The sequence below is a fragment of the Streptomyces glaucescens genome (genome assembly GCF_002154375.1).
GTDB classification, from domain to species: domain Bacteria; phylum Actinomycetota; class Actinomycetes; order Streptomycetales; family Streptomycetaceae; genus Streptomyces; species Streptomyces glaucescens.
Window position 1 is genome coordinate 1 of the sequence record NZ_MUND01000323.1, and the last position, 11,744, is coordinate 11,744.

General features: G+C 70.4%; 9 protein-coding genes. All 9 read left to right on the plus strand.

The genetic code is table 11. From position 1 onward, the window contains the following. The coding region (locus CCN42_RS21340; protein WP_211294765.1) for a complex I 51 kDa subunit family protein at positions 1-823 on the plus strand (823 nt) is incomplete at its 5' end. After that, positions 820-3,324 carry an NADH-quinone oxidoreductase subunit G gene (locus tag CCN42_RS21345; protein WP_086737914.1) on the plus strand — a complete coding sequence of 835 codons (2,505 nt, stop codon included), beginning with the start codon at positions 820-822 and terminating at the stop codon, positions 3,322-3,324. The genes CCN42_RS21340 and CCN42_RS21345, both read left to right, overlap by 4 nt. Continuing rightward, on the plus strand, positions 3,321-4,682 hold the full coding sequence (nuoH, locus tag CCN42_RS21350) for an NADH-quinone oxidoreductase subunit NuoH (RefSeq protein WP_086737916.1): 1,362 nt from the start codon (positions 3,321-3,323) through the stop codon (positions 4,680-4,682). The genes CCN42_RS21345 and nuoH overlap by 4 nt, the downstream gene beginning before the upstream one ends. Next, positions 4,675-5,325 (plus strand): NADH-quinone oxidoreductase subunit NuoI, encoded by a 651-nt coding sequence (gene nuoI / locus CCN42_RS21355; protein ID WP_086169097.1) that lies wholly within the window; start codon positions 4,675-4,677, stop codon positions 5,323-5,325. The genes nuoH and nuoI overlap by 8 nt, the downstream gene beginning before the upstream one ends. After that, a complete protein-coding gene (locus tag CCN42_RS21360) occupies positions 5,322-6,164 on the plus strand; it encodes an NADH-quinone oxidoreductase subunit J (RefSeq protein WP_086737918.1) in 843 nt (280 codons plus the stop codon). Before nuoI ends, CCN42_RS21360 begins: the two co-directional genes overlap by 4 nt. Continuing rightward, complete coding sequence (gene nuoK, locus CCN42_RS21365) at positions 6,161-6,460, plus strand: NADH-quinone oxidoreductase subunit NuoK (protein WP_043503202.1); 300 nt, start codon at positions 6,161-6,163, stop codon at positions 6,458-6,460. The genes CCN42_RS21360 and nuoK overlap by 4 nt, the downstream gene beginning before the upstream one ends. A 12-nt stretch (positions 6,461-6,472) precedes the next feature. Next, positions 6,473-8,446, plus strand: a complete 1,974-nt coding sequence (nuoL, locus tag CCN42_RS21370) for an NADH-quinone oxidoreductase subunit L (protein ID WP_086737920.1) — start codon at positions 6,473-6,475, stop codon at positions 8,444-8,446. Between the two features lie 5 nt (positions 8,447-8,451). Continuing rightward, positions 8,452-10,023, plus strand: a complete 1,572-nt coding sequence (locus CCN42_RS21375) for an NADH-quinone oxidoreductase subunit M (protein WP_086737922.1) — start codon at positions 8,452-8,454, stop codon at positions 10,021-10,023. After that, on the plus strand, positions 10,020-11,678 hold the full coding sequence (gene nuoN, locus CCN42_RS21380; RefSeq protein WP_086737923.1) for an NADH-quinone oxidoreductase subunit NuoN: 1,659 nt from the start codon (positions 10,020-10,022) through the stop codon (positions 11,676-11,678). The genes CCN42_RS21375 and nuoN overlap by 4 nt, the downstream gene beginning before the upstream one ends. The last annotated feature ends 66 nt before the right edge of the window (positions 11,679-11,744 follow it).

Here is an 11,744-nt window from a genome sequence, read left to right on the forward strand (position 1 = left end):
CGCCGGCGCCGGCGCGTACATCTGCGGTGAGGAGACCGCGCTCCTGGACTCGCTCGAAGGCCGCCGTGGCCAACCGCGGCTGCGTCCCCCCTTCCCTGCCGTCGCGGGCCTCTACGCCTGCCCGACTGTCGTGAACAACGTCGAGTCGATCGCGTCGGTTCCCGCCATCATGAAGAACGGCAAGGACTGGTTCAGGTCGATGGGCAGCGAGAAGTCCCCGGGCTTCACGCTCTACTCGCTCAGCGGCCATGTCGCCAGCCCCGGCCAGTACGAGGCCCCGCTCGGCATCACCCTGCGCCAGCTGCTCGACATGAGCGGCGGGATGCGGCCCGGGCACCGGCTGAAGTTCTGGACGCCGGGCGGCTCCTCCACGCCGATGTTCACCGAGGAGCACCTCGACGTCCCGCTCGACTACGAGGGCGTCGGCGCCGCCGGTTCCATGCTCGGCACCAAGGCCCTGCAGTGCTTCGACGAGACGACCTGCGTGGTCCGCGCCGTCACCCGCTGGACCGAGTTCTACGCCCACGAGTCCTGCGGCAAGTGCACCCCGTGCCGCGAAGGCACCTACTGGCTGGTGCAGCTGCTGCGGGACATCGAGGCCGGCAAGGGCGCCATGAGCGACCTCGACAAGCTGGCCGACATCGCCGACAACATCAACGGCAAGTCCTTCTGCGCCCTCGGCGACGGCGCCGCCTCGCCGATCTTCTCCTCGCTGAAGTACTTCCGCGAGGAGTACGAGCAGCACATCACGGGCCGCGGCTGCCCCTTCGACCCGGCCAAGTCGACGGCCTGGGCCGATCACCGCACGGAGGTGAACGCATGACCGTGACCACCAGCGCTCCCTCCGGAGGAGGAGAAGCGGCGGTCCCGCCGGAGGACCTCGTGACGCTGACGATCGACGGCGTCGAGATCAGCGTGCCCAAGGGCACCCTGGTCATCCGCGCCGCCGAGCAGCTCGGCATCGAGATCCCGCGTTTTTGCGACCACCCCCTCCTCGACCCGGCCGGCGCCTGCCGCCAGTGCATCGTCGAGGTCGAGGGCCAGCGCAAGCCCATGGCGTCCTGCACGATCACGTGTACGGACGGAATGGTCGTGAAGACTCAACTGACCTCACAGGTCGCCGAGAAGGCCCAGCACGGTGTGATGGAGCTGCTGCTCATCAACCACCCGCTGGACTGCCCGGTCTGCGACAAGGGCGGCGAGTGCCCGCTGCAGAACCAGGCGATGTCGCACGGCAACGCCGAGTCCCGCTTCGAGGGCAAGAAACGCACGTACGAGAAGCCCGTGCCGATCTCCACGCAGGTGCTGCTCGACCGCGAGCGGTGCGTGCTGTGCGCGCGCTGCACCCGGTTCTCCAACCAGGTCGCGGGCGACCCGATGATCGAGCTGATCGAGCGCGGCGCGCTCCAGCAGGTCGGCACCGGCGAGGGCGACCCGTTCGAGTCGTACTTCTCCGGCAACACCATCCAGATCTGCCCGGTCGGCGCGCTCACCTCGGCGGCGTACCGGTTCCGCTCCCGCCCCTTCGACCTGGTCTCCTCACCGTCGGTGTGCGAGCACTGCTCGGGCGGCTGCGCCACCCGCACCGACCACCGGCGCGGCAAGGTCATGCGGCGGCTGGCCGCCTTCGACCCCGAGGTCAACGAGGAGTGGATCTGCGACAAGGGCCGCTTCGCGTTCCGGTACGCGCAGCAGCGGGACCGGCTGGAGACCCCGCTGGTACGGAACGCCGACGGGGTCCTGGAGCCCGCCTCCTGGCCGGAGGCCCTGGAGGCCGCGGCGCGTGGGCTGCTCGCCGCGCGCGGCCGGGCCGGAGTGCTGACCGGCGGACGGCTCACCGTCGAGGACGCCTACGCGTACAGCAAGTTCGCGCGCGTGGCGCTCGACACCAACGACATCGACTTCCGCGCGCGCGTGCACAGCGGTGAGGAGGCCGACTTCCTCGCCGCGCGGGTCGCCGGCCGCGGCCGCGACCTGGACGGCACGGGCGTCACCTACACCGCTCTGGAGAAGGCCCCGGCGGTGCTGCTGGCCGGGTTCGAGTCGGAGGAGGAGGCGCCCGGCGTCTTCCTGCGGCTGCGCAAGGCCTGGCGCAGGCACGGGCAGCGGGTGTTCGCGCTGGCCACCCACGCCACCCGGGGCCTGACGAAGGCGGGCGGCACGCTGCTGCCGGCCGCGCCCGGCACCGAGACCGAGTGGCTGGACGCGCTCGCGAGCGGCGTCGGCCTGGAGGGCGACGGGGCCACGGCCGCCGAGGCGCTGCGCGCCGAGGGCGCGGTGATCGTCGTCGGTGAGCGGCTCGCCGCGGTCGCCGGGGGTCTCACCGCCGCCGTCCGGGCCGCCTCGGCGACCGGTGCGCGGCTGGTGTGGATCCCGCGGCGGGCGGGGGAGCGCGGGGCCGTCGAGGCCGGTGCGCTGCCGTCCCTGCTGCCCGGCGGGCGCCCGGCCACCGACCCGCGCGCGCGGGAGGAGGTCGCCGCCGTCTGGGGGCTGGCCGAACTCCCGCACCGCTACGGCCGGGACACCGGCCAGATCGTGGAGGCCGCCGCCACCGGCGAGCTGCGGGCACTGGTCGTCGCCGGGGTCGAGGTCGCGGACCTGCCGGACCCGGCACGCGCGCGTGCGGCGCTCGCCGAGGTCGGCTTCCTGGTCTCGCTCGAACTGCGGCCCAGCGAGGTCACCGCGCACGCGGACGTCGTGCTGCCGGTCGCCGCCGTCGCCGAGAAGGCGGGCACCTTCCTCAACTGGGAGGGCCGGGTGCGCCTCTTCGAGGCCGCGCTCAAGCCCGACCACATGACCCGGCGCCTCGCGCCCACCGACGCGCGCGTGCTCCAGATGCTCGCCGACGCCATGGACGTCCACCTGGGCCTGCCGGACCTGCGGACCGTGCGCACGGAGCTGGACCGGCTCGGCACCTGGGACGGCCCGCGCGCCACCGAGCCGCTGGAGACGGCGGCCCCGCTGCCCCGCCCCGCCGCCGGGGAAGCGGTGCTCGCCGGACACCGGCTGCTGCTCGACCAGGGCGTCCTCCAGGAGGGCGACGAGGCCCTGGCCGGCACCCGGCACGCCGCACACGCGCGCGTGTCGGCCGCCACGGCCGCCGAGGCCGGCGTCAAGGAGGGCGACGCGCTCGCGGTGACCGGCCCCGCCGGAACCGTCGCACTGCCGCTGGAGATCACCGAGATGCCCGACCGCGTGGTGTGGCTGCCGCTGAACTCCACCGGCGGCGGCGTCGCCTCCGACACCGGGGCGCTGCCCGGCTCCCTCGTCCGCATCGGCCCGGCCACGCTCGCGACCGAGGCCCCCAAGGAGGTGGAGGCATGAGCCCGTACCTCGCCGCTGAAGACCTCTCGATGTTCGGCCACGACCCGTGGTGGCTGGTCGTGATCAAGGCGGTGTTCTGCTTCGCCTTCCTGATGGTGACCGTGCTGTTCTCCATCGTCTGGGAGCGCAAGGTCGTCGCCTGGATGCAGCTGCGCATCGGCCCCAACCGGCACGGCCCCTGGGGCATGCTCCAGTCGCTCGCCGACGGCATCAAGCTGATGCTGAAGGAAGACGTCATCGTCAAGCGCGCGGACAAGGTGGTCTACGTCCTCGCGCCGATCGTCGCGGCCATCCCGGCCTTCATGGCGATCGCGGTGATCCCCTTCGGCCCGGCCGGCAACGAGATCTCGATCTTCGGCCAGCGCACCACGATGCAGCTCACCGACCTGCCGATCGCGATGCTCTACATCCTCGCGGTCGCCTCGGTCGGCATCTACGGCATCGTGCTGGCGGGCTGGAGCTCCGGGTCGACGTACCCGCTGCTCGGCGGTCTGCGCTCGTGCGCACAGATGATCTCGTACGAGATCGCCATGGGCGCCGCCTTCGCCTCGGTGTTCCTCTACTCCGGGTCGATGTCGACCTCGGCGATCGTCGAGGCCCAGGCGGACCGCTGGTACATCATCCTGCTGCCGGTCTCCTTCATCATCTACATCGTCACGATGGTCGGCGAGACCAACCGCGCCCCCTTCGACATGCCGGAGTCCGAGGGCGACCTGGTCGGCGGCTTCAACACCGAGTACTCGTCGATCAAGTTCGCGATGTTCATGCTCGCCGAGTACGTGAACATGGTGACGGTCTCGGCCGTGTCGGTGACGCTCTTCCTGGGCGGCTGGCGGGCCCCGTGGCCGGTCAGCACCTTCTGGGAGGGCGCGAACCACGGCTGGTGGCCGATGCTCTGGTTCACCGTCAAGGTGCAGCTGCTGCTGTTCTTCTTCATCTGGCTGCGCGGCACGCTCCCGCGCGTCCGCTACGACCAGCTGATGAAGCTCGGCTGGAAGGTCCTCATCCCCGTCTCCGTGGTCTGGCTGATGCTCGTCGCCACCGTGCGGACGCTGCGGAACGAGAACTACGACTTCGCCGACATCGCCCTGTACGTGGGCGGCGGAGTGATCGCCCTGCTCCTGCTCTCCTTCGTCGCGGACTTCCTCCGCGACCGCGGCCAGGAGCGGGAGGCCCCCGCCGAGCCGGCTGCCTTCGACCCGATGGCGGGCGGATTCCCCGTGCCGCCGATGCCGGGCCAGGAGCTGCCGCCGGTGCCGCGGCGCCGCTCGCGCCGCGAGCGGGAGCTGATTGTCAGTGGCGGACCCGATACTCACAGTGACGGATCGCCGGATGGAAAGGAGGCGTCCGATGGCTGAGGAGCCGAAGGAGGCCGGGCCTGCGTCGCCTGGTTTCCAGAACCCCGTGGCCGGCTTCGGCGTGACCTTCAAGGCCATGTTCAAGAAGCGGCTCACCGAGCAGTACCCGGAGCAGAAGAAGACCACCGCTCCCCGCTTCCACGGACGGCACCAGCTCAACCGCCATCCGGACGGCCTGGAGAAGTGCGTCGGCTGCGAGCTGTGCGCCTGGGCCTGCCCCGCCGACGCGATCTACGTCGAGGGCGCCGACAACACCGACGAGGAGCGCTACTCGCCGGGCGAGCGGTACGGCCGCGTGTACCAGATCAACTACGCCCGCTGCATCCTGTGCGGCCTGTGCATCGAGGCGTGCCCCACGCGCGCGCTGACGATGACCAACGAGTTCGAGCTGGCCGACTCCAGCCGCGCCAACCTCATCTACACCAAGGAACAGCTGCTGGCCGGCCTCGACGAGGGCATGGTCGACACCCCGCACGCCATCTACCCGGGCATGGACGAACAGGACTACTACCGGGGCCTGGTGACGGAGGCCGCGCCCGGCACCGAGCGTCAGGTCGCCCATTCCAAGGGCGAGGTGGTCCAGGAGGCCGACTCCACCTTCGGCGGCACCGAACCGGCGTCGGAGAAGGTGATCGGCCGATGACCACGCAGCTCGCCGCCTACTCCACCTCGACCGGAGAGGCCGTCCAGTTCTGGATCCTCGGTACGGTCGCGGTGATCGGCGCCCTGTGCACCGTCTTCATGAAGAGGGCCGTGCACAGCGCGCTCTGCCTGGCCGGCACCATGATCGTGCTGGCGGTGTTCTACCTCGCCAACGGCGCCTACTTCCTGGGCATCGTGCAGATCGTCGTCTACACCGGCGCGATCATGATGCTGTTCCTGTTCGTGGTGATGCTCGTCGGCGTCACCGCGGCGGACTCCCTGAAGGAGACCATCAAGGGGCAGCGCTGGCTCGCCCTGCTGTGCGGGCTCGGCTTCGGCGTCCTGCTGATCGGCGGCATCGGCAACGCCTCCCTGACGGAGTGGGGCGGTCTCGGCACGGCCAACGCGGGCGGCAACGTGGAGGGCCTGGCGGCCCTCATCTTCACCAAGTACGTCTTCGCCTTCGAACTCACCGGCGCCCTGCTGATCACCGCCGCCGTCGGCGCCATGGTGCTCACCCACCGCGAGCGCACCGAGCGCGCCAGGACCCAGCGGGAGCTGGCCGAGCAGCGCGTCCGCGAGGGCAAGCACCTCCCGCCGCTGCCCGCCCCGGGTGTCTACGCCCGGCACAACGCGGTGGACATCGCGGGCCTGCTGCCCGACGGCACCCCGTCGGAGCTGACCGTCAGCAAGACGCTGCGCGAGCGCGGCCAGATCAGGGACGTCTCCGCCGAGGCGCTGAACGACCTGCGGGCGCTGGAGCAGCGCGCGGAGGAACGCCTGGAGCGGACCGGGATCGAGTCGGCGGCCTTCAAGCGGACCGAGGAGGCGTCGAAGTGAACCCCGTGAACTACCTGTACCTCGCCGCCCTGTTGTTCGCGATCGGCGCCACCGGCGTGCTGATCCGGCGGAACGCGATCGTGCTGTTCATGTGCGTGGAGCTGATGCTCAACGCCTGCAACCTGGCGTTCGTCGCGTTCTCCCGGATGCACGGCAACCTCGACGGCCAGATCATCGCCTTCTTCACGATGGTCGTCGCCGCCGCGGAGGTCGTGGTCGGGCTCGCGATCATCGTGTCGCTGTTCCGTGCCCGCCACTCGGCCTCGGTCGACGACGCCAGCCTGATGAAGCTCTAAGGGGTCGCTGAAGTGGAGAACTTGATTGCGCTGCTGATCGCGGCGCCCCTGCTCGGAGCGGCCGTCCTGCTGTGCGGCGGCCGGCGGCTGGACGCCGTCGGCCACTGGATCGGCACCCTGCTGGCGTTCGTCTCCTTCGCCCTCGGCGCGGTCCTCTTCGCCGATCTGCTGGGCAAGGACGCCGAGCACCGCACGCTCACCTCGCACCTGTTCAGCTGGATCCCGGTCGAGGGCTTCCAGGCGGACGTCGCCTTCCGCCTCGACCAGCTGTCCATGACGTTCGTCCTGCTGATCACCGGGGTCGGCTCGCTGATCCACCTGTACTCGATCGGCTACATGGAGCACGACGAGCGGCGGCGCCGCTTCTTCGGCTACCTGAACCTGTTCCTCGCGGCGATGCTGCTGCTCGTCCTCGCCGACAACTACCTGCTGCTGTACGTCGGCTGGGAGGGCGTCGGTCTCGCCTCCTACCTGCTGATCGGGTTCTGGCAGCACAAGCCCAGCGCCGCCACGGCCGCGAAGAAGGCCTTCCTGGTCAACCGGGTCGGCGACCTCGGCCTGTCGATCGCGATCATGCTGATGTTCACCACGTTCGGCACCTTCGCCTTCGGGCCGGTGCTGGACAGCGTGGGCGAGACCTCCGAGGGCACGCTCACCGGCATCGGCCTGATGCTGCTGCTCGCCGCCTGCGGCAAGTCCGCACAGGTGCCGCTGCAGTCCTGGCTCGGCGACGCGATGGAGGGCCCGACCCCGGTCTCCGCCCTCATCCACGCCGCGACCATGGTCACCGCGGGCGTCTACCTGATCGTCCGCTCCGGCGCCATCTTCAACGCGGCGCCCGACGCCCAGCTCGTCGTCACCATCGTCGGCGCGGTCACGCTGCTGTTCGGTGCGATCGTCGGTTGCGCGAAGGACGACATCAAGAAGGCGCTGGCCGGCTCGACCATGTCGCAGATCGGCTACATGGTGCTGGCCGCCGGCCTCGGCCCGATCGGCTACGTCTTCGCGATCATGCACCTGGTGACGCACGGCTTCTTCAAGGCCGGGCTGTTCCTCGGCGCCGGCTCCGTGATGCACGGCATGAACGACGAGGTCGACATGCGCCGCTACGGCGGCCTGCGCAAGTACATGCCGGTCACCTTCGTCACCTTCGGCCTCGGCTATCTCGCGATCATCGGCTTCCCGGGCCTGTCCGGCTTCTTCTCCAAGGACAAGATCATCGAGGCGGCGTTCGCCAAGGGCGGCACCGAGGGCTGGATCCTCGGCGGCTGCGCCCTGCTCGGCGCCGCGATCACCGCGTACTACATGACGCGCGTGATGCTGATGACCTTCTTCGGCGAGGAGCGCTGGCGCAACGCGCCGACGCCCTCCCCGGCCGAGCCGGACGTGGAGCCCGCCGCCGAGACGCGCGGCGAGGCTGCAACCGATCATGTCGCTGCCGCGACGGGCGAGCCGCACCCGCACGAGTCGCCCAAGGTCATGACGATCCCGATGATCCTGCTGGCCGTCGGCTCGGTCGCGGGCGGCGCGTTCTTCAGCATCGGCGACCGGTTCGTGCACTGGCTGGAGCCCGTCACCGGGCACGACCACGGCCATCCGCCGATCAGCGCGGGAGTGGTCACCGGCGCCACCGTGGCGTGCATGGTGATCGGCGTCGCGATCGCCTGGACGCAGTACGGCCGCCGCCCGGTCCCGGCCGTCGCCCCGCGCGGATCCGTGCTCACCCGGGCCGCCCGCCGCGACCTGCTCCAGGACGACTTCAACCATGTCGTCCTGGTCCGCGGCGGCGAGCACCTGACCCGGTCCCTGGTGTACGTCGACCACACCCTGGTCGACGGAGTCGTCAACGGCACGGCGGCCTCCGTCGGCGGCCTCTCCGGACGGCTGCGCCGCCTGCAGAACGGCTTCGCACGGTCGTACGCGGTCTCGATGTTCGGCGGTGCGGCGATCCTGGTCGCCGCGACCCTGCTGATGAGGGCGGTCTGATACCGATGTCCTTTCCCCTGCTGACAGCGACGGCGGTACTCCCGGCGCTCGGGGCGGTCGCCACGGCCGCCGTCCCGGCCGCGCGGCGCACCGCCGCCAAGTGGCTGGCGCTGCTCGTCTCGCTCGCCACCCTCGCCCTCGCCATCACCGTCGTGGTCCGCTTCGACCCGGACGGCGACCGCTACCAGCTCACCGAGTCCCACTCCTGGATCGCGGACTTCGGAGTCCGCTACGAACTGGGCGTGGACGGCATCGCGGTCGCGCTGATCGCGCTGACCGCCCTGCTGATCCCGTTCATCGTCCTCGCGGGCTGGCACGACGCCGACCCCCTGGAGACCGGCAGCAGGCGGTGGCGCCCCACCCAGGGCTTCTTCGCGCTGATCCTGGCCGTCGAGGCGATGGTGATCCTCTCCTTCGAGGCCACCGACGTCTTCCTCTTCTACATCTTCTTCGAAGCCATGCTCATCCCGATGTACTTCCTCATCGGCGGCTTCGGGGACCGTGCCCACGAGCACGGCGAGCAGGCGGCGGCCACGCAGCGGTCGTACGCGGCGGTGAAGTTCCTGCTCTACAACCTGGTCGGCGGCCTGATCATGCTGGCCGCGGTGATCGGGCTGTACGTGGTGGCCGGGAACTTCTCGCTCACGGAGATCGCCGAAGCCCGTGCGAACGGCACGCTCGACATGGCGACGAACACCGAACGCTGGCTGTTCCTCGGCTTCTTCTTCGCCTTCGCGGTGAAGGCGCCGCTGTGGCCGCTGCACACCTGGCTGCCCAACGCCATGCAGGAGTCCACCGCCCCGGTCGCCGTCCTCATCACCGCGGTCGTCGACAAGGTGGGCACCTTCGCGATGCTCCGCTTCTGCCTCCAGCTGTTCCCGGAGGCCAGCAAGTGGGCGACGCCCGCGATCCTCGTGCTCGCCCTGATCAGCATCATCTACGGGGCACTGCTCGCGGTCGGCCAGCGCGACATCAAGCGGCTGGTGGCCTACGCGTCGATCTCGCACTTCGGCTTCATCATCATGGGCATCTTCGCGATGACCAGCCAGGGCCAGTCCGGCGCCACCCTCTACATGGTCAACCACGGGATCTCGACGGCCGCGCTGATGCTGGTGGCCGGCTTCCTGATCTCCCGGCGCGGCTCGCGGCTCATCGCCGACTACGGCGGCGTGCAGAAGGTCGCCCCGGTGCTCGCCGGCACCTTCCTGATCGGCGGTCTGGCGACCCTGTCGCTGCCCGGACTCGCCCCGTTCGTCAGCGAGTTCCTGGTCCTGGTCGGCACGTTCGCGCGCTATCCGGTGATCGGCATCATCGCCACCTTCGGCATCGTGCTCGCCGCGCTCTACACCCTCGTCCTCTACCAGCGGACGATGACGGGCCCGGTGAAACCGGAGGTCTCCGCGATGCCCGATCTACGGGTGCGTGAGCTGGTGGTCGTCGCCCCGCTGATCGCGCTGCTGATCGTGCTGGGCGTCTACCCGAAGCCGGTCACGGACATCGTCAACCCGGCGGTCGAGCAGACCATGTCGGACGTACAGAAGAAGGACCCCCAGCCCGAGGTGGAGGCGGCCAAGTGAGCGCATCAGCCGTCCACAGCCTGTGGACAACGGCGGCCACCGCGGCCGATCCGATTTCGAAGATCGACGCGCCGAAGATCGAGTACGGGCAGCTGGCGCCCATCCTGATCGTCATCGGCGCGGCGATCGCCGGCGTGCTCGTCGAGGCGTTCGTGCCGCGCAAGTCCCGGTACTACGCGCAGATGTTCGTCTCCGTCGTCGGCCTCGCCGCCGCCTTCGCCGCGGTCGTCGCGCTCGCCTCCGACGGATACGGCACCACCAAGGCGCGGATCGCGGCGATGGGCGCGATCGCGGTCGACGGTCCGGCCCTGTTCCTCCAGGGCACCATTCTGCTGGCCGCGCTGGTCAGCCTGTTCACCTTCGCCGAGCGGCGCCTGGACCCGGCGGCGCACGGCAACCGGGTCGACTCCTTCGCCGCGCAGGCCGCCTCCGTGCCCGGCAGTGACAGCGAGAAGGCCGCGGTGAAGGCCGGGTTCACCACCACCGAGGTGTTCCCGCTGCTGCTCTTCGCGGTCAGCGGCATGCTGCTCTTCCCGGCGGCCAACGACCTGCTGACCCTGTTCGTGGCCCTGGAGGTCTTCTCCCTGCCGCTGTACCTGCTGTGCGCGCTGGCCCGGCGCAAGCGGATCATGTCGCAGGAGGCCGCGGTCAAGTACTTCCTGCTCGGCGCGTTCGCCTCCGCGTTCACCCTGTTCGGCATCGCCCTGCTGTACGGCTACGCGGGCTCCATGTCGTACGGCACGATCGCGCGGGTCGTCGACGGCACCGTCACCGATGTCACCCCGGCCCTGGCGAACACCATGGGCAACGACGCGCTGCTGCTGACCGGCGCCGCGCTGATCGTGATGGGCCTGCTGTTCAAGGTGGGCGCCGTGCCGTTCCACATGTGGACCCCGGACGTGTACCAGGGCGCGCCGACCCCGGTGACCGGTTTCATGGCGGCGGCGACCAAGGTGGCCGCGTTCGGCGCGCTGCTGCGCATCCTCTACGTCGTCCTGCCCGGCCTGCGCTGGGACTGGCGGCCGGTGATGTGGGGGGTGGCGATCGTCACCATGCTGGGCGGCGCGATCGTCGCGATCACCCAGACCGACATCAAGCGGCTGCTGGCGTACTCGTCGATCGCGCACGCGGGGTTCATCCTCGCGGGTGTCATCGCCACCACGCCGGACGGCGTCTCCTCGGTCCTCTTCTACCTGGCCGCGTACTCGTTCGTGACGATCGGCGCGTTCGCGGTCGTCACCCTTGTGAGGGACGCGGGTGGTGAGGCGACGCACCTGTCCAAGTGGGCCGGGCTGGGACGCAGGTCCCCGCTGGTCGCGGCCGTCTTCGCGGTGTTCCTGCTGGCCTTCGCGGGCATCCCGCTGACCTCCGGGTTCGCGGGCAAGTTCGCCGTGTTCAAGGCGGCGGCGGAGGGCGGCGCGGCGCCGCTGGTGGTGGTAGGTGTGATCTCCTCGGCGATCGCGGCCTTCTTCTACATCCGGGTGATCGTGCTGATGTTCTTCAGCGAGCCCCGGCCCGAGGGGCCGACGGTCGCCGTGCCGTCGCCGCTGACCATCACGGCGATCACGGCGGGCGTGGCGGTCACGCTGGTGCTCGGTGTGGCGCCGCAGTACTTCCTGGACCTGGCGGGGCAGGCGGGGGTGTTCGTGCGCTGACGCGACCCCCACGACCACGGCTGCCCGGCCCTTCCGTCAGGGAGTGCCGGGCAGCCGTGGTCGTGG